Genomic DNA, 17,873 nt, shown 5'->3' with positions numbered 1-17,873 from the left:
CGGGTAAGTTATTGAAACGTCTCAAAGAAAGCGTTTTCCCAGACTTTAGGTGGAATGAACATGACTCAGCTCAGGTGGATCGATGCCGAACCGCCCGCCAGGCTCAGCAGTGGCACGACCTGGGGCATGCCGTTCCAGCGCGGCACCGCAGCGGGTGCGGACCACCTCCAGGTGCGCGACATGAATGGAGATGCCGTCAATGCCCAGGCCTGGCCGCTCGCCACGTGGCCCGACGGTTCCCTCAAATGGGCCGGCATCGCCATTGGAGCAACGGATCAGCCCTCCGACGCCTACCAGGTCACCCACTCAACCGATACGCACGACGGCGGCCCGGCAGCCGCCGTCGAACACTCACCCGGGGTGACGGTCGCCGAAACGGATGACGCCGTCACCGTCTCCACAGGCATGCTCGACATGGTCATCCCCAGGCGCGGGGAAACCCTGTTCAGCGAACTCCGTCGCGCCGGCGAGGCCGTAGCCAAGGATGCCCGGCTGGTAAGCCTGCTGCAGAACAACCTGGCAGAGGGAGCAGGCAGCGCTCCGCGCGAGGCCTACACCAGCCAGGTTTCAGGCGTCACAGTGGAACAGCGTGGCCCGGTCCGGGCGGTAGTTCGGATCGAGGGGCGGCACAGTGCCAAGGATGGCGGCAGGGAATGGCTCCCCTTCACTGTCCGCTTATACTTCTACGCGGGCGCCAGCAGCATACGGATGATGCACTCGTTCATTTGGGACGGCAATGCGGAGGAAGACTTCCTTGCGGGTCTCGGTGTTGAATTCACGGTACCGCTTGCCAGTGAATTGCATGACCGCCACGTACGCATCGCCGGTTCTGACGGCGGATTCCTGGTCGAAGCGGTCCGGGGCCTGACTGGTTTGCGCCGGGATCCGGGAGAAGCTGTCCGCGCCGCGCAGATTGCCGGTGAGGCCACCCCGCCACTCAGTGAGTGGAGCCCGCTGGTTTCGGAGCGCCTCCGCCTCATACCCAGCTGGAACGACTACACCCTCACCCAACTGTCTGCTGACGGCTTCGAGCTGCGCAAACGGACGGCGCCCGGCCACGGATGGGTGGGCATTTCCGGCGGAACCCGGTCAGCTGGTTTCTGTTCGCTGAGCGATCTACGCGGCGGTTTCGGTATCGGAGTGAGGAACTTTTGGCAGTCGCACCCGGGGCAGCTGGATATCCGCGGCGCCGCAACAAGCAACGCGACAGTGACCGCTTGGCTCTATTCCCCCGAAGCCCAGCCGATGGATCTCCGCTTCTACCACGACGGCCTGGGCCAGGACACGTTCGAGGACCAGCTTGAGGGCCTTGAAATCACCTACGAGGACTACGAGCCGGGCTTCGGAAACCCCACCGGGATCGCCCGGACGCACGAACTCACGCTGTACGCCTACGACTCAACGCCCAGCACGGAGAGCCTCGCCGCCGACGCACGGGCAGCCTCCACTCCCCCGCTGCTGCAGCCCTCCCCGGAGTACCTTCACCAAGCCGGCGTCTTCGGTGACTGGGCTCCCGTGGACCGCAGCACCCCTGTCCGGGCAGAGCTGGAAGACAAGCTGGACTTCCTGTTCGATTTCTACCAGGGCCAGACGGAGCAGCGCCGCTGGTACGGGTTCTGGAACTACGGCGACGTCATGCACACCTACGACACTGACCGGCATGTCTGGCGCTACGACGTGGGCGGCTATGCGTGGGACAACTCCGAGCTCTCACCCGACCTCTGGCTTTGGTACATGTACCTCCGCACGGGCCGCGCAGACGTCTTCCGCTACGCCGAGGCCATGACCCGCCATACCGGTGAGGTGGATGTCTACCACCTTGGCCCCTGGCGGGGCCTGGGATCGCGGCACAACGTCCAGCACTGGGGTTGCAGCGCCAAGCAGCTGCGCATCAGCACCCCGGCCTACCGGCGCTTCTACTACTACCTGACCGCCGACGACCGCACCGGCGACCTCCTCACCGAACTGGTGGACAGCGACCAGAACTTCCTGGGGCTGGACCCTGTCCGCAAAGTAAGGCCCGACGCCGATACTTACCGCCCGGACCGCGGCGCCCTGGGCGTGGGGCTGGGGACGGATTGGGGTTCGCTGGCCGCCACGTGGCTCACCGACTGGGAGCGCACGGGCCATCCCCGCTCCCGTGATCGCCTGCTGGGAACCATGGCCGATATCGGCGCACTAAAGTACGGCTTCCTGACGGGCGAGGCGCTCTATGACCTTGATGCGGGAAGGTTCGACGCCGGCAGGGAAGTCATCAGTGTCTCCCACCTGAGTGCCGTGTTCGGTTTGGTGGAAATCTGCAGCGAACTGATCCGCCTGGTGCCTGATGCCGCCTTCGAAAGGGCCTGGATGCAGTATTGCCGCCTGTTCCTGGCGACCCCGGAGGAACAGGCCGCTGAAGTCGGCCAACCCCTGGCTGGCATCTACCTCACCCAAGCCCACAGCCGCCTCACGGCATACGCGGCCGCGAAGCTGGCGTCTCCGGAACTGGCCGCCTTGGCGTGGGACAGCTTTGCCGAGGGCGGAGAAAACCTGAACCACGCCGAGGCCTTTACGCTCAGGAAAATCCTTCCCCCGTACGTGCTTCAGCCTGTCGATGAAGCGCCGACGGTATCCACCAATGACACCGCGCAATTTGGGCTCGCGGTCGTCCAGAACCTGGCCCTGATCGGCGACCGGCTGCCGGCGTCCACCGAGGCGCGGGAGGAGGAACCGGCGTCGTAACTTCTTGCTAGGAGCTGGACCTGGGATGCATGATCCGCATCTGGTCCCAGGTCCGCTCCGACGCGGCGATGTTGAGGTTTGACCGTTCGCGGTCCAGGGATGCCAGCTCGACGGCGATCGCCTGGACCGCGGTCACCGCACCTGTCAGGGAGGGAAAGAACCCGGCACCCTCGGTTGGCACCACGATCCTGTGGTCCGCGTGCACCGCCACCGGTGATCCTGCGCTATCAGTAATGGAAACTATGGGCGTGCCCAGGTTGTGGGCGATGTCGACGGCCCTCATGGTGCTGTCGTAGACCCGCCAAAGGCTGATCGCGATGACCAGATCTTCGGCGCCGAGCCGGGCTATGGCGTTGGTGAGGGCGGCGACGTCGGCATCCAGGAGCCGAACGTTGTAGCCGGCAATGATGGCGTTGTGCTCCAGGGCCTTGCCGGGAATGGCGTAGCTGCCTGCCGCGACGATAAAGGTCTGCCGCGCCCCCGCGATCAACTTCGCAATTTCATGAACAGTGTTGGCATCCAGCGTGCGCTCGAAGTGCGCCAAATTGGCCCGGTCCGTGGAGACCGCAGCCTGTGCAGGACTACTGATGTGGCCGTTGTGTTCGGCCGCGACTTCCACGGCACTCAGTGATGCCAGGAACCGTGACCTGAGCTCGAATTGGAAATCCACCCAACCCTTGAATCCCAATGATTGCGCGGTTCTGGTCACCGTGGAGGCGTTGGAAGCAGCAACCGCGGCGATGTCGCTGACGGAGCCATAAGAGGCGAGCCGCGGCTGGGACCGGAGGATGCCGATGACCTGCATCTGCCGGGCCGCGAGCTTCCGCCCCTGGACACGATCGTCCAGCCACTCGGTCAATGTTGACGAGTCGAAATCTTCTTCCACCTATTGACCTACCTCACACTTTGGCCGTAACTTCGATACATCGCTTCTGCACAGACCTGTGCATATTCCTCAAAATGTACAACTTGGCCCACTTTGGCAGGAATCACCATGTCTCTCACAGCACGCCTGGACCGTCTGGCTCTCAGTCGACCACACTACAAGCTTCTCCTCATCGGAGGCCTCGGCTATTCGTTCGACGGCATGGACGGGGCAGTGGTCGCTTTCCTGCTCCCGCGCATCCAGGAACTCTGGGGCCTCAGCACGGCCAGCCTGGGATTGGTCGGCTCGGCTGCCCCGTTCGGCTTCTTCTTCGGGGCAATCCTGTCGGGCTGGATGGGTGACCGATTCGGCCGTAAAAAGGTCATGTTGTGGGCATTGGCCTTCTACTGCCTCATGTCGATCATTGCGGCGATGGCCCCGAACTTCGAAATCTTCCTGATTGCACGGATCTTTGCAGGACTCGGCGCAGGCGCGGAAAGCGTGATCATCGCACCGTTCCTCTCCGAGTTCATTCCCCCCAAGCGCCGCGGCTGGTTCATTGGAACCCTTGCCGGATTCTTCTCCTTCGGCTTTGTGGCCGCAGCACTGATTGGCCGGTTCGTGGTTCCCATGGGCGAGGATGGCTGGCGCTGGGCCCAGGTCCTTACGGCAATCCCCATCCTCCTCCTGCTCTGGTGGCGCCGGGGACTGCCCGAATCACCCCGCTTCCTGATCAGCCGGGGGCGCGTCGCGGAGGCGACGGCCGTAGTGGAACGCTTCGAGCAGAGCGTTGTGAAAGCCACAGGCAAGGAACTCACACCCTTGGTACCCGGTACCGAAGAGATCACCAAACACGAGCAGAAGATCAGCGTCTGGAATGCCCTGAAATTCATGTGGTCAAAGGCGATGCGTCGCCGGACCGCAGTGATCTGGCTGATCTGGTTCGTGATTACGTTCTCCTACTACGGCTTCTTCTCCTGGATCCCCACCCTGCTGGTCGGCCGCGGCATCACGGTCACCAAGAGCTTCGAGTTCTCCATCCTGATCTACCTTGCGCAGATCCCCGGGTACTTCTCCGCCGCCTGGTTGTGCGACCGGATTGACCGCAAAAACACCATCGCCCTTTATCTGGCAGGATCGGCCATCAGTGCCTTCTGGCTGAGCCAGTCCAACGATTCCGGCATGATCCTGCTGGCCGCCGCAACGTTGTCCTTCTTCCTCAACGGCACCTACGCCGGCGTCTACGCCTACACCCCGGAGCTCTTCCCCACCTGGATGCGCGCTACCGGCGTTGGCCTGGCCAGTGCCGTTGGCCGCATAGGCAGCATCCTGGCACCATCCATCATCGGCATCTTCGCAGCCTCACTCGGCTTCGGCGGCGTGTTCACCATGACCACAGTGGTCCTGACCATCGGCGTCCTGGGCGTCGTGATCTTCGGAGCTTCCACCGCAGGGAAATCCCTGGAGGACATCAACGCCCGCGCCGAGCATGACGCAGCGCCAGACAACCACGCAGGAACGGTCACCAAATGAGCTTCATGGAATCGGACACTACTTTCCAACAGGCCTTCGATGCGCTGCAGCAGGACCCAGGCGTCGTCCTTTTTACGGCCCTTCAATGGATCCCCCAGCGCTCCAGCCTGAAGCGCCTCTTCACAAGCCACCCCGCAGAGTATCCGGTGGGCGGCGAAAAGACAGTTGAGATCTCCCCCGGGTGGCTCGGAACCGTCATCGAGGACAAGAAGCCGTTCCTCGCGGCAGACCTGGACGCGCTGAAGGAAGTCTTTGCCGACTCCGGGCTCATCCAACAACTCGGCTGCGGTGCCGTGATCAACGTGCCGGTCCTCGATCCGGAAAGCAACGTGGTGGGCGTCCTTGCCCTCCTCGACGCTGAAGGCAAGTACACGCAGCAAAGTGTGGACAGCGCCGTCGGCCTCGTCAACGCAAACCAGGCACAACTTATACAGGCCTTCGAAGCCCACCCCACTGAAGTCGAAGTCCCCGAATCCACTGAAGCACCTGCGAAGGACACCGTTTAACATGAGCACCACACCCCTCGTTATACGCAATGCCAGCGTCCTGGACGTCGACGCAGGCACGTACTCCACCGCCGACGTCGTCAGCGTTGACGGAAAGATCAGCAGCGTCGGGCCGAACGCCGACGCTCCTGAAGGTGCGCGGGTCATCGATGGCACCGGCAAGTTCGTCATCCCGGGCCTGATTGATGCCCACGTCCACGTCGTTGCTTCCAGCGCCGACTTCCGCTCCCTCACCTACACACCGGCGTCGTATGTCTATGCGCAAACCGCCCGGATCATGGGCGAGATGCTCCGCCGCGGCTTCACCACTGTCCGCGACCTCTCAGGTGCCGACTTTGGCCTGGCGATGGCCCAGGAAGAAGGACTCCTGGAAGGTCCGAAGATCCACTTCTGCGGCCACGCGTTGAGCCAGACCGGCGGCCACGGCGACATGCGCCTCCCCGGCGAAGACCATGACCCCAACGGCCGGGGCTGCTGCGGGATCGGCCGGGTGGCCGACGGCGTGGATGCAGTCCGCGCGGCCGCCAGGGACGAGATCCGCAAGGGCGCCCACCACATCAAGATCATGGCATCCGGCGGGGTCTCGTCACCTACTGACCGTATCGACTCCACCCAGTACTCCATGGAGGAAATGCGTGCAGCAGTGGAAGAAGCCCAGGCCGCAAACCGCTACGTCGCCGCCCACGCCTACACTGCACGCGCCATCAACCGCGCACTGGAAGCTGGTGTCCGCTCGATCGAACACGGCAACCTGCTGGACGACGAAAGCCTGAAATTGTTCCTCGAAAAGGACGCCTTCCTGGTTCCCACCCTGGTCACCTACTGGGCGCTCAAGGAAGAGGGCAAGGAGTTTGGGCTCACGGAAGAAATGTGGGCCAAGGTGGACTCGGTGCTCACCAGCGGCCTCGAGGCAATCGCCCGCGCCCATGAGGCCGGAGTGAAAATGGCCTTCGGTTCCGACCTCCTGGGTGGCATGCACCGCCACCAGAACGAACAGTTCAGGCTACTCGGCAAGGTCCAGCCAGCCATTGATGCCATCCGTTCTGCAACCACGACGGCGGCCCAGCTGCTTGAGCGCGAAGGTGAACTTGGCGTGGTCGCACCTGGCGCGGACGCGGACATGCTGATCCTGGATGCGGATCCGGTGGCTGACATCGCCGTACTGGCCGACATCTCCGAGCATTTGGAACACCTGATCCAGAACGGCCGCGAGATCTCCTAGTTCCTGCGTCACCAGGGCCTGTCTTTACCCTCCAAAAAGCCCGATAATGTAAGTATGCTGATCAATATTGAGTCAAGGAGGAAGACACCATGACCACGAAAGTGAACAAGACAATCATGGTCAACGTTCCGATCAGTACGGCCTACAGGCAGTGGACCCAGTTCGAAGAATTCCCGCATTTCATGGGCGGAGTCGAACGGGTGACGCGGCTTGGCGACGACCGCCTGGAATGGGTCGCCGAAATCGCGGGCGTCCACCGCAAGTGGGAAGCAAAGATCGTCCAGCAGGATGTCAACCGGGCCGTGGCATGGGCCGCCGTCGACGGCGTCAAGAACGCAGGGTGGGTGGAGTTCAAGGAAGCCGGGCCCAGCCAGACGTCCCTGCACCTGTCGTTGGAATACGAACCCCACGGCGTCCTGGAGTTCCTGGGCGACAAGCTGCACGTTATTGAAAGGCAGGCGGAGTCGGACTTGAAGAAGTTCAAGGAGTACATCGAAAAGCAGGCACCGGAAACCGCGTCTACTGCCGGGACCACCACTGCCGCTCCGGCGACCGGCACCCCGACTCCGGCGACCGCCACCGGAACCGCTGCCACCGCCGTCGGGCATGACGCCAGCGCAACGGACACGACGCCGATCGTCGATCCCGTCACCCATCCCTTCGACCAGACGAACGGGTTGGCCGACGACGACGACGCAGACCGCGGTCCCGGATTCATACCGCCGCAGAGCGGATGGCTCCCGGGACAGCACTAGGTCCGCCGACGCCAAAAGCCGCCCGGGTCAACACGACCCGGGCGGCATTGTTTGTGTGGGCTACTTCTTGCCGGTGTAGACGACGGCGGGCATCGCCGGTGCCTGCATGCCCTCACCAATGAAGAAACTCGGGTGCGGCGGCTGGTTGTACGCCACGTTTTCCCGGGCCACCGCCGTGCGGTACACGGTGTCGTGCATCAGGGTCCGGAGACGGACCTCGGTGGGAGCCGTGGTGGTGTAGATCCGCAGCTCGGAGCTGTCCGTGGAGGGCCACGCGATCTCTTCGCGCCAGTCGCCCAGGATGTCAGCCTGGATGGACGGGTTCCCCTTGGTGGTGTTGTTGCTGCGGGCACCCTCAGCGGTCAGGAGCCGGTCACTGGTTTCCGTTTCCCAGTTCCACTTGGAAATGGTGGGAACGCCGCGGGACACGGTGGCGTCGTAATCGTGGTCCACGATCTCACGGAGCAGGTCGCCGTCCCACCAAGCCAGGAAGTTCGCGGCCGGGATGTTCTCCGCGATCAGCTCACCCTTTGCGGACATCAGCTGACCCACCGGCGAATCCCAGGCAGCGGAACCGCCCACAGCCCAGCCCTCGGCCCCGGCGTAACGCGGATCGATGTCACCTGCAGCACCGCGGCCTGTGTCCTTAATGGCCGGGATGCTCCACAACACCTCGCCTGTCGCAGCGTCACGGAAAGTTGCCCCGCGATTGCCGCTGGCACCCATGTTCTCGTGGACGGCGAAGGTCTCCAAGCCGGGCCTGGACGGATCAAGGTCGCCGGTGTGGATCGCATCGCCATGGCCGAGCTTGGTGTTGTAGAGCGGCTTGCCATCGTCGTCAATGGTCATGGAACCGAAGACGAATTCGTCCTTGCCGTCCTGGTCAACGTCTGCCACAGACAAGTTGTGGTTGCCTTGACCCTTATATTCGTCACCCGCCTGATTGGAGTCGAACGTCCACCGTTTCTGGAGCTTGCCGTTGACCAGGTCGTAGGTCACCAGCACTGTGCGCGTGTAGTAACCACGGCTGAACATCATGGATGGGTGCTGGCCATCGAGGTACGCCACGGCTGCCAGGAAGCGGTCCACGCGGTTGCCGTAATTGTCGCCCCAGCTGGCCACCGACCCGCGCTCAGGCTCGTAAGCCACAGTGTCCATGATGGTCCCGGTTTCACCCTTAAAGGCCGTGAGGAATTCCGGACCATTCAGGACGTAACCGGCACTGTTGCGGAAGTCGGCGTCGGCGTTTCCAATCACGGTGCCGGCCGCATCGCGGGTGCCGTCGGCCGTCTTGAACGAAACCTCCGCCTTACCGTCGCCGTCGAAGTCGTAGGCCAGAACCTGAGTGTAGTGCGCGCCGGCGCGGATGTTGCGGCCGAGGTCGATGCGCCAGAGCTTGGTGCCATCCAGCTTGTACGCATCAACGTAGACGTTGCCCGTGTAGCCGGACTGGGAGTTGTCCTTGGCGTTGGAAGGGGACCAGGTCTGGATGACTTCGTACTTACCGTCTCCGTCCAGGTCCGCCACCGTCGCGTCATTGGCCGAGTAGGTGTACGGCTTGCCATCCGGGGTAACGCCGTCGGCAGGCTTGTCCAGCTTGATGGCCAGGTAGTTTTGCGCGAGCGGCTTCACTGCGTCGGTCAGCTTGTCCTGGCCCTGCCCGTTTCCGACGGTCTTGATGACATAGCTGGACTGTGCCGTGCCTGCGGGGTCCACGAACATGGTGGCGTTGCGGATGGGCTCGGGAGTGATGTTGACACCATCGCGCAGCACCTGGAAGCCGATGCTGTCCTTGTCCAGGCCCAGCATGCGCCAACTCACGGTGACACCCTGGTCCGTCAGGACTGCAACCGGCGCCCGGTCCAGGTTTTCCACTTGGCGCTTGAGTGCCGCCGGGTCCTTCGCGTCGTTGACGACGGCGGATTGGTTGCCTTGTACAGTCCGGGACGCTTCGGGTGGCGCTGCTTGGGCGAGCGGAACTCCGGTGAAGGCCAAGGCAGCTGCCGCCAGGGTCGCTGTGACCGCCAGGGGCAAGAGGGCTGGTCGTCGGGAGCTCGGGGAACATTTTGAGGGGTAAGCCATGCAACATCTCCTTTGATGCCGGGGCGCAGTGGGTCTGCACCCTCGCGGTTTGGAACGTTTCACTAATTGGACCGACAAGCCCCTCCTTTGCGATTGACGGGGTTTGGCGGTAAGTGAAAACGCTTTCCGACATCAAGGTTTATCAGCGTTTCAACTGGGCGGTCAAGGGTGTGACAGAAAATAACTGTGAGTTTCCGTTTCTTGATGTTCACTTTTGTGCCGCCCCAACCCCCACTCACATCCCACCCCCTTCAACCCAACCCCCACTCACATCCCACCCCCTTCAACCCAACCCCCACTCACATCCCACCCCCTTCAACCCGACGCCTACTCAGATCCCACCCGGCCTCCCCATGTGACGGTGGATTGCGCCCCGTTGAGCAACATTGACTCCAGTTGAGCGCGGTGACGGCGCAGCTTGGGCGCAGACACGGGCCTCCGTAGTGTCGAGCCATGCCGAAGCCCTCAGTCACTCCACTGTCCGTCCTAGACCTCAGCCCGGTGTCCGCCGGGCAGACACCCGGCGAGGCGTTGCGCAGCACGCTGGGCCTTGCCGCTGCTGCCGAGGCTTCCGGTTATTCGCGGTACTGGCTGGCCGAGCATCACCTCAACACTGGGGTTGCAGGCTCGGCCCCACACGTCTTGGCCGGATTGGTAGCGTCAGCCACTAAGACCATCAGGGTGGGGACTGCAGCCACCCTGCTGGGGAATTACCGGCCACTCCAAATTGCCGAGAGCATCGGGACGCTCGCCGCAGTGTTCCCCGACCGCCTGGATCTGGGTTTCGGACGCTCCGGCCCGCCAAAGTCCTCAAGCGACCCCGCTCCGGGCGTGGTGCCGCCTGTCGCCTCGGCCGAGGCGACAGACCGAGTAGTGGACGGGCTGTTGATCCCTGCGGCCCGCCCGATCTTCGGCGCCGTTTTGCCGCGGAAATTCCGGCTTCAGAGTGAACTGCTGGGCCGATTCCCTGGCGACACGGACAACTTCGAAAACGACATCCAGGACATCATCGGGTTCTTCAGCGGGGAATACCGGACGCAGCACGGGGAGGAGGTCACCGCGACGCCGGCTCTGGGTGAGTCACCCCAGTTCTGGATTCACGGTTCCACCGCCGGCCCCAGTGCCCGGCTGGCCGGAAAACTCGGGCTTCCCTTCGGCGCCAACTACCACGTTGCACCTGCCGGCGTGCTGGACTCCATCGCCGAGTACCGCGCCCATTTTGAGCCATCCGTGACTTTGCAGGAACCCCATGTGATCGTCTCAGCGGACGTACTGGTAGCCGCCGACGAACGTCAGGCACAGCGGCTCGCCCGCGGTTTTGGGCAATGGGTTCGTGGAATCCGGAGCGGCCAGGGTGCTATCCCCTACCCTTCGCCGGAAGACGCATTGGAAAGGGGTTTGGACGCCGAAGCCGTGGCCTTGGTCAAAGACCGGTTGGACACCAGGTTCGTCGGGGATCCGCATCAGGTCAGGGAGCATCTCCTGACGCTGCAGCGCGTCACGGGCGCGCAGGAACTGTTGATCACCACCATCGCCCACGACCCCGCGGACCGGGTGAACTCCTACCAGTTGCTCGCCGAGGCCTGGGGCCTTTAGCTTTTTCGATTTCCACCCACCAACAAAGGAGCACATATGTCCATCGAAACCACAGTCCCGGAAACCATAGTCCAGGAAGACGCGCAGCTGGTCACGGCTGCCGAAGCGGCCGAGCTCATTGAGCAGGGCGCACTGCTGATCGATGTCCGCAGTGAGGGTGGTCGTGCCAGCACCGGCGCTGTCCCCGGAGCCGTAGTTGTCAACCGCGAGCACGTGGAGGAGGACTTCAGTCCGGAGTCCGCCCACCGTCTTCCCCAAGTGACCGGAACCCAGCAGAGGATCGTGGTCTTCTGCGGTTCCGTAAATGGCTCACGCCCCGTCGCGGAGAAGCTCAAGGTCCTGGGCTACGACCATGCCGTGCACGTCGACGGCGGTTTCCCCGCCCTGCGCGACGCTGGCGTACCCACCACCGACCCCACCGCACCTCCGGCTGAAACTGCTTAGGCGTCCACCGATTCGGTGACTTCCGGGCGCTGGCTGCCACCCGCCGTCGTGCCTGGCGTTACCGGACCGGCTACGGCCGGTTCCGTTGCCGTCGTCGTGCTCTCCTTGCTGGGAATCACGACGACGGCACTTTCGTTTGCGGGCCGCCGCACCTCGCGGAGCCAGTCCAGTCCGCCGGCCAGAAGCGCGACGCCCAACAGGATGCAGCACATCAGGATGCCCCCATGGAAAGCTGACTTTGCGGCGTCGCCAGTGGCCGCGCCGTGTGCCTGGAGGAACATTCCAGCCGCCGCTGCCGAGCAGAGGGCCGCGGCGAATCGTTGGCTGAGCTGATAAAAGCCTGCTGCCACGCCTGCCGCACCCGGTGGTGCGTAGCCGAGCGTCAGGGTCTGATTTGGCGCAACCACCAGCCCCGTAGCCACGCCTTGGAAAAAGCCGACAACGGCGACAGCCAGCGCCGCTGTGGCGTCATCGACGCGTTGCACGGACAGGTCCTTGACTACCAATGTCGCCAAGCTGGCCAGCAGCGCCACAACAATTCCGGCTCGTCCATAGCGTGCCACGAATCGCCAGCTGAAGCTCGAGGCCAACAGCATTCCGGCCGCCTGCGGCGTCAGGATTGCCGCCGCTGCGAGCGGGGCCATGCCCGTTCCGGACAGGAAGTAGAACGATGTCACCGCGGCCATCCCCGCTCCAACGCCGAACTGGCACAGGGCCACCACCGTTCCCAGGGCGTAGCCCTTCGACCGGGCCAAGGCAGCGCTGAGCAGGGGCGTCCGGCCGCGGCGGTAGTACAGGACTTCCCAGCCCGCGAAGGCCAGCAGCGCCGCGGCACCGATCATCATGGAAGTTATGGCGACCGTGCCGGCGCCGTGGATCGTGGGGATGAGGCTGGCGACGACGACCCCACCCAGGAGGAGGGCACCCACGACGTCGATGGATGGTTTGGCAGCGCCGCTTTCGCGGCGTTTTCCTGCTGCCCGCGGCAACAAGGCGAACGCCAGCGGCACAAGAATCAGTACCAGGGGCACATTGGCCAGGAACAGGATGCGCCAACCAATCGCCGGGTCGCCGAGGGAAAGAACCAGCCCGCCAATCAAAGGACCACACACGGCTGCGGAACCACCGGCCGCCGCGTAAGCCCCAAGTGCTTTGGCACGATCGTGGCCGGAGAAGATGTCCTGCAACAGACCCAGCACCTGCGGGTTGAGGGTACCCGCACCCAGGCCCTGCAGGAGGCGGGCCACGATCACCAGGGCGGGATCGGTCGCCAGGCCGCCGAGTAGGCTCGACGCTCCGAAAACCGTGATGCCCGCGATGAAGAGCGCACGCCTGCCAACCAAGTCACCCAGCCGTCCCGCCGGTACCAGGGCTAGGCCGAAAGCCAGGGAGTAGCTGGCCAGGATCCATTGCACGGACCCCGAATCCGCGTGGAGCGAAGCCGACATTGCCGGGACCGCCAAAACGAACACCGATTGATCCAAGAGCGTGATGAACCCGGCGCCCAGGCAAAGCCAGAGGGCGGAACGTTTGGCGTTTGTACCCATATTTGTGACTCTAGGCTGGCTTCGCATGGGCGCGCTCATCGCAAGTCACTGGGTTAAGGGGCGTTAACCGGGGTTACCGATGGTGACTCGGTGTGACCCTTCCGGCCAGCCCTCACTCACAACCCACCCCCTTCAGCCCAACCCTCACTCACACCCCACCCCCTTCAACCCAACCTTCACTCACAACCCTCCCCTTTCCCACCAACCTCACCCTTTAGCCCAACCCTCACTCACAACCCTCCCCTTTCCCACCAACCCTCACTCACCGCTGACGCCCAAAAGGGCGCGACGACGGCGGCTACTGTCTCCTCGCCGTCGTCGCATGCTCTTCAGGGGACTCCGTGCAGCAGGGGAGAACGCCGGGACGTGAGAGAGCGACCGCCCCAAACAGGCGGAACGTGAGAGAGTGACCGCCCCAAAGGGGCGGAACGTGAGAGAGCGACCGCCCCAAACAGGCGGAACGTGAGGGAGCGTTGGCCTCAAACCGGCGGAACGTGAGCGAGGGTCACGGGCGGAGGAGGCGGGCGCGGGCGGCGGCTTGGCTTGCCCGGATCTCCTCGGCGGTGCGGCCTTGCTCCCGATGCGCCACTTCCTGCTTCAGCTGCGGAATAACGTGCTGCCCGAACTCAAGGGCGTCCGGGACGAAGTCGTAGCCACGGAGGCCGAAGATCTCGAATCCGAGGTCGTGGTAGTCCAGGATCGCCTGGGTGACGGTGTCGTAGGAGCCAACCAACGCCGTCGCGCTTCCTCCCCCGCCACCTGCCGCTTTGGCGAGGGCCGTCCACAGCGCGCGGTCGTGGAGGTCCCCGCGCTCGGCTGCAGCGAGGAGTCGCTGGGTGCCGGCGGCCTCGGGCTTCTGGTTGTAGTGGCGGACAGGATCAATCACCTCGCCGGCCGACCGTCGCGCCTCGAAGGTGCCCAGGATGGCGTGTGCTTTCTCCCACGCGAGCTCATCAGTTGGCCCAACAATGGGCCGGAAGGCGATTTGCCAGCGCAGGGGATGAGTGCGTCCGAGGGCAGCGGCCCGAGCAAGGATCTGCTCCTGCTGCCCGGCAGCATCCGCCAACGGCTCCCCGAAGAGCGCATAGATATCGGCCTCAGCTGCACCCACGGACCAGGCAGCCTCGGAGGATCCGCCAAAGGAAATACCCGGGCGTTTCCCCGCAAAGGGCGCCAGACCAGAAGCGAAGTCTTCAAACCGGTAGTGCTCACTGTCCCAACTGAACGAATCACCGGACCATGCCCGCCGGACGATCTGCATATATTCCTGCGTCCGGCCGTACCGGGCATCCTTGGCAAGGAAATCACCTTCGCGGGCTTGGTCCGCCTGGCTGCCGCCGGTGATGAAGTGCACGGTCAGTCGGCCTTGGGCGATGTGGTCGAGCGTCAGGAAGGAGCGCGCCGCGAACGTCGGGTGGGAAACGTTGGGCCGGTGCGCCAGCCGCAACTGAATCCGCTCGGTATGAGCGGCGACCCACGCTGCGTGGACTGAAGGGTCTTGGGTAGTGGAGTTGTAAGCGAACAGGACGTGGTCCCAGTTGTTGTCTTCATGGATCCTCGCGATACGGGCAGCGTACTGGGGATCGAAGAAGGACGTCGTGGCTGGCGACGTCTCGGTGGAATCGTTGCCGGCACCCATGCCGAGGAATTCGATAGGCACTGTGGTTCTCCCTTAAAACGAGTTAGCGGCGGAGGATGCGCTGGGCCAGGAAGTTGCCCAGCAACTGCGCGGCCTGCACCATGACGATGATGATGAGGACGGTCACCAGGGTGACTTCCCAGTTGAACTGCTGGTAGCCGTACATGATGGCGAAGTTGCCCAAGCCACCGCCGCCGATGTACCCGGCCATGGCGGACATATCCACGATGGCGATGATCATGAACGTGTAGCCCAGGATCAGCGGCGCCAGCGACTCGGGAATCACCACGGACCACAGGATGTGCAGGCGGCTGTCACCCATGGCCCGGGCGGCTTCCACAACACCGGGATCGGATGCGACCAGGTTTTGTTCCACCACACGCCCAATGACGACGCCGGCCATGAGCGCCATGGGCACGATCGCGGCCGTGGTGCCGATGGTGGTTCCCATGACAATCAGCGTCAGCGGGGCGATGGCCGTGATGAAGATGATGAACGGGATGGGCCGGATGATGTTGACCAGGAAGTTCAGGAAGGAGAACACGGCCTTGTTGGCGAACAGGTTGCCCGGCCGGGTGGCGTAGAGCGTGACCCCCAACGCGAGCCCGGCAAGACCGCTGAGCAGGACCGTGATGACCACCATGTAGATGGTCTGTTGGAAGGATTCGCCCAGGACGGGCAGGAGGGTTGTCCAGTCGGTCATGGCTATTCTCCGGCGTTCGCGGGGACGGGCAGGTGCGGTACGGCACTATCGGCGGCGGCTGTCTGGCGCTCGACGGCGGTGACGTCGCCTAGGTCGGCGAGCGCGGCGTCAATGGCGTCGTCGCTGCCCGTGAGTTCGTAGGTGAGGGTGCCGAGGATCTTGTTCTGGATCTCCGTGACACCGCCGAACACGACGCTGGAGCCGACACCGTGGCGTTCAAAAGTGGCAGCAACCAAGGGAGTGGGCGCAGCCTCGGAGATGCCGATGGAGACGAGCCGGCCCGGATGCGCGGCAGCTAGCCGGCTGACAGTGTCCGGTTCCGGTGTGCCGTGGACAGCTGTGGAGACGAAGCGCTGGGTGGAGTCGCTCTGCGGGTTGGCGAACACGGAGTACGTCGGCCCGGCTTCCACCACCTTGCCGGATTCCATCATCACCACGGTGTCGCAGATTTCCCGGACCACGTGCATCTCGTGGGTAATAACCACAACGGTGGTCCCAAGTTCCTTGTTGATACGCCGGAGCAGACGGAGGACGTCGCGGGTGGTTTCCGGGTCCAGTGCGCTGGTGGCTTCGTCGGCGAGAAGGATGTCCGGAGCGTTCGCCAGGGCGCGGGCGATGCCGACGCGTTGCTGCTGCCCGCCGGAAAGCCGCCGAGGGTAGGAGCCCGCCTTGTCAGCGATGCCCACGAACTCCAGGAGCTCGTCCACTCGTGGCTTGATTTTGTCCTTGGGCCAGCCGGCCACCTTGAGCGGGTAGGCGACGTTTCCGAACACGGTGCGGGACTTCAGGAGGTTGAACTGTTGGAAGATCATGCCGATGCCGGCGCGAACCTTCCGGAGTTCGCTTTCCGGGAGGGACGAGATGTCCTGGCCTTTGACGAAGACCTGCCCCTCCGTGGGACGCTCCAGCCCGTTGAGCAGGCGCACCAAAGTGGATTTTCCGGCTCCGGAGTACCCGACGATGCCTACCACCGTGCCCTCTTCGATGTCCAAGGTGACGCTATCAACGGCACGCACTGGTTCGGCGCGGTGGCTGCGGTTGCCACCTTGGACCGGGAACAGTTTGCTGACGCCGCGCAGCGAAACGATCGCGCTCACCGGAGCCTCCTTTGGGGTTGTTTGGATGCCCATTCCAACAGCGCGCAAGCCTGCAGATCGAACCCAGTGACCCCCTGTGACCTGCGGTTTCTTTCCTTGACGGCGCGCGTCGGAGTGTTGCGAAAGCGTTCGATTCCCACCGGTCACCCTGCCTAGCGTGAGGCAGGGGGAACACCCCGTACCTTTCCATTCGCATCAGACCCTTTGTACGGAGAAGCATCATGAAGAACCGCTTGTTAGTCGCCGCCGTCGGCCTCATCGCCGCCCTATCGCTCTCGGCCTGCGGAGGTGCGTCAAGCGGTTCCACGACCTCTGCGAACACCAAGGTGGTTATCGGCGTCGACGACGGCGCCGAACAACACTGGACCATCCTGAAGAACAAGCTCAAGGACCAAGGCATCGACCTCGAAGTTAAGAACTTCACCGACGGCGCCCAGATCAACACGGCAACCCAGCAGGGACAGGTAGACATCAACCTGTTCCAGCACCTGAAGTACTTGTCGCAGTTCAACGTGAACAGCAACGGCACACTGGTCCCAGTCGGAGCTACTGCCGTCTACCCGCTGGCGTTGTACTCGGAGAAGTTCAAGTCCGTGCAGGAGCTTCCGGCCGATGCCGAGGTTGCCATCCCCAACAACCCCACCAACCAGGCGCGCGCCCTGCTCAACCTTCAGACGGCAGGCTTGCTGCAGCTCAAGGATGGCGGCAACTCGCTCTCCACGCCCGCCGAAATTACGTCAAGCAAGATCAAGGTCGTCCCGGTGGACAGCAACCAGACAGTCAATGCGCTCAAGGGCACCACTGAAGCAGCGGTTGTTAACAACACCCAGGCGCAGAAGGGCGGACTTGGCGATGACAAGATCATCTTCAAGGAAGACCTCAACTCTGAGTCCCTGGCGCCATACATCAACGGCTTCGTGGTGAAGGCTGACCGCAAGGATGATCCCACCTGGAAGAAGATTGTGGACGCCTATCACACGCCCGAGGTCGAAGCTGCGGTCACCAAGCTCAACGACGGCAACCTGCAGTTCAAGGCTGACTGGACCGCTGCCAAGCTGCAGGAAGTCCTGACCGCCGAAGAAGACGCCATCAAGAAGACCAAGTAGCCGCACAAGGGTGCCCGCCACGCGGCGGGCACCCTCACGGCATCCAGGAACAGG

14 protein-coding genes are annotated in these 17,873 nt (G+C 63.5%); 8 read left to right on the top strand and 6 right to left on the bottom strand.

The window, feature by feature from the left end; genetic code table 11:
• Window positions 1-60: 60 nt before the first annotated feature.
• Window positions 61-2,724, top strand: a complete 2,664-nt coding sequence (locus QRM57_RS18665; RefSeq protein WP_284987713.1) for an exo-rhamnogalacturonan lyase family protein — start codon at window positions 61-63, stop codon at window positions 2,722-2,724.
• Between the two features lie 7 nt (window positions 2,725-2,731).
• Here QRM57_RS18665 and QRM57_RS18660 read toward each other — a convergent pair whose 3' ends face one another.
• Complete coding sequence (locus QRM57_RS18660; protein WP_235517530.1) at window positions 2,732-3,610, bottom strand: MurR/RpiR family transcriptional regulator; 879 nt, start codon at window positions 3,608-3,610, stop codon at window positions 2,732-2,734.
• Between the two features lie 108 nt (window positions 3,611-3,718).
• On the opposite strand from QRM57_RS18660, the gene QRM57_RS18655 reads away from it, so the two are divergent.
• The 4 genes from QRM57_RS18655 to QRM57_RS18640 all read left to right on the top strand — a co-directional run bounded on the left by QRM57_RS18655 (window position 3,719) and on the right by QRM57_RS18640 (window position 7,605).
• Complete coding sequence (locus QRM57_RS18655; RefSeq protein ID WP_257369664.1) at window positions 3,719-5,122, top strand: MFS transporter; 1,404 nt, start codon at window positions 3,719-3,721, stop codon at window positions 5,120-5,122.
• Window positions 5,119-5,628, top strand: coding sequence for a GAF domain-containing protein (locus QRM57_RS18650; protein ID WP_284987712.1), 510 nt, complete (start codon window positions 5,119-5,121; stop codon window positions 5,626-5,628). Before QRM57_RS18655 ends, QRM57_RS18650 begins: the two co-directional genes overlap by 4 nt.
• A 1-nt stretch (window position 5,629) precedes the next feature.
• On the top strand, window positions 5,630-6,850 hold the full coding sequence (locus QRM57_RS18645) for a metal-dependent hydrolase family protein (RefSeq protein WP_284987710.1): 1,221 nt from the start codon (window positions 5,630-5,632) through the stop codon (window positions 6,848-6,850).
• Window positions 6,851-6,939: 89 nt separating this feature from the next.
• Window positions 6,940-7,605 (top strand): SRPBCC family protein, encoded by a 666-nt coding sequence (locus tag QRM57_RS18640; protein ID WP_284987709.1) that lies wholly within the window; start codon window positions 6,940-6,942, stop codon window positions 7,603-7,605.
• A 60-nt stretch (window positions 7,606-7,665) separates the two neighbouring features.
• On the opposite strand, the gene QRM57_RS18635 is transcribed toward QRM57_RS18640, so the two are convergent.
• Complete coding sequence (locus tag QRM57_RS18635; protein WP_284987708.1) at window positions 7,666-9,687, bottom strand: rhamnogalacturonan lyase; 2,022 nt, start codon at window positions 9,685-9,687, stop codon at window positions 7,666-7,668.
• A 453-nt stretch (window positions 9,688-10,140) separates the two neighbouring features.
• On the opposite strand from QRM57_RS18635, the gene QRM57_RS18630 reads away from it, so the two are divergent.
• Complete coding sequence (locus QRM57_RS18630; protein WP_284987707.1) at window positions 10,141-11,283, top strand: LLM class flavin-dependent oxidoreductase; 1,143 nt, start codon at window positions 10,141-10,143, stop codon at window positions 11,281-11,283.
• A gap of 36 nt (window positions 11,284-11,319) precedes the next feature.
• Window positions 11,320-11,727, top strand: coding sequence for a rhodanese-like domain-containing protein (locus tag QRM57_RS18625; RefSeq protein WP_284987706.1), 408 nt, complete (start codon window positions 11,320-11,322; stop codon window positions 11,725-11,727).
• On the opposite strand, the gene QRM57_RS18620 is transcribed toward QRM57_RS18625, so the two are convergent.
• The 4 genes from QRM57_RS18620 to QRM57_RS18605 all read right to left on the bottom strand — a co-directional run bounded on the left by QRM57_RS18620 (window position 11,724) and on the right by QRM57_RS18605 (window position 16,713).
• A complete protein-coding gene (locus QRM57_RS18620; protein ID WP_284987705.1) occupies window positions 11,724-13,274 on the bottom strand; it encodes an MFS transporter in 1,551 nt (516 codons plus the stop codon). The genes QRM57_RS18625 and QRM57_RS18620 overlap by 4 nt on opposite strands.
• A 505-nt stretch (window positions 13,275-13,779) precedes the next feature.
• Window positions 13,780-14,934, bottom strand: a complete 1,155-nt coding sequence (locus tag QRM57_RS18615; protein WP_284987704.1) for an LLM class flavin-dependent oxidoreductase — start codon at window positions 14,932-14,934, stop codon at window positions 13,780-13,782.
• A 22-nt stretch (window positions 14,935-14,956) separates the two neighbouring features.
• On the bottom strand, window positions 14,957-15,616 hold the full coding sequence (locus QRM57_RS18610) for a methionine ABC transporter permease (protein ID WP_284987702.1): 660 nt from the start codon (window positions 15,614-15,616) through the stop codon (window positions 14,957-14,959).
• 2 nt (window positions 15,617-15,618) lie between these two features.
• Window positions 15,619-16,713 (bottom strand): methionine ABC transporter ATP-binding protein, encoded by a 1,095-nt coding sequence (locus QRM57_RS18605; RefSeq protein ID WP_284987701.1) that lies wholly within the window; start codon window positions 16,711-16,713, stop codon window positions 15,619-15,621.
• A 221-nt stretch (window positions 16,714-16,934) separates the two neighbouring features.
• Here QRM57_RS18605 and QRM57_RS18600 point away from each other — a divergent pair, with 221 nt between their 5' ends.
• Window positions 16,935-17,819 carry a MetQ/NlpA family ABC transporter substrate-binding protein gene (locus tag QRM57_RS18600; RefSeq protein ID WP_235517552.1) on the top strand — a complete coding sequence of 295 codons (885 nt, stop codon included), beginning with the start codon at window positions 16,935-16,937 and terminating at the stop codon, window positions 17,817-17,819.
• Window positions 17,820-17,873 lie beyond the last annotated feature (54 nt).

The sequence above is a fragment of the Arthrobacter sp. fls2-241-R2A-172 genome (assembly GCF_030208885.1).
Classification (GTDB): domain Bacteria; phylum Actinomycetota; class Actinomycetes; order Actinomycetales; family Micrococcaceae; genus Arthrobacter.
The sequence above is the reverse complement of the archived record's forward strand: the minus strand, read 5'-3'. Positions and strand labels throughout refer to the sequence as shown.

Bases quoted from the DNA above. Each gene is read 5' to 3' on its own strand.
- QRM57_RS18665 (WP_284987713.1), top strand. From the start codon at position 61: ATGACTCAGCTCAGGTGGATCGATGCCGAACCGCCCGCCAGGCTCAGC.
- QRM57_RS18655 (WP_257369664.1), top strand. From the start codon at position 3,719: ATGTCTCTCACAGCACGCCTGGACCGTCTGGCTCTCAGTCGACCACAC.
- QRM57_RS18650 (WP_284987712.1), top strand. From the start codon at position 5,119: ATGAGCTTCATGGAATCGGACACTACTTTCCAACAGGCCTTCGATGCG.
- QRM57_RS18645 (WP_284987710.1), top strand. From the start codon at position 5,630: ATGAGCACCACACCCCTCGTTATACGCAATGCCAGCGTCCTGGACGTC.
- QRM57_RS18640 (WP_284987709.1), top strand. From the start codon at position 6,940: ATGACCACGAAAGTGAACAAGACAATCATGGTCAACGTTCCGATCAGT.
- QRM57_RS18635 (WP_284987708.1), bottom strand. From the start codon at position 9,687: ATGGCTTACCCCTCAAAATGTTCCCCGAGCTCCCGACGACCAGCCCTC.
- QRM57_RS18630 (WP_284987707.1), top strand. From the start codon at position 10,141: ATGCCGAAGCCCTCAGTCACTCCACTGTCCGTCCTAGACCTCAGCCCG.
- QRM57_RS18625 (WP_284987706.1), top strand. From the start codon at position 11,320: ATGTCCATCGAAACCACAGTCCCGGAAACCATAGTCCAGGAAGACGCG.
- QRM57_RS18620 (WP_284987705.1), bottom strand. From the start codon at position 13,274: ATGGGTACAAACGCCAAACGTTCCGCCCTCTGGCTTTGCCTGGGCGCC.
- QRM57_RS18610 (WP_284987702.1), bottom strand. From the start codon at position 15,616: ATGACCGACTGGACAACCCTCCTGCCCGTCCTGGGCGAATCCTTCCAA.
- QRM57_RS18600 (WP_235517552.1), top strand. From the start codon at position 16,935: ATGAAGAACCGCTTGTTAGTCGCCGCCGTCGGCCTCATCGCCGCCCTA.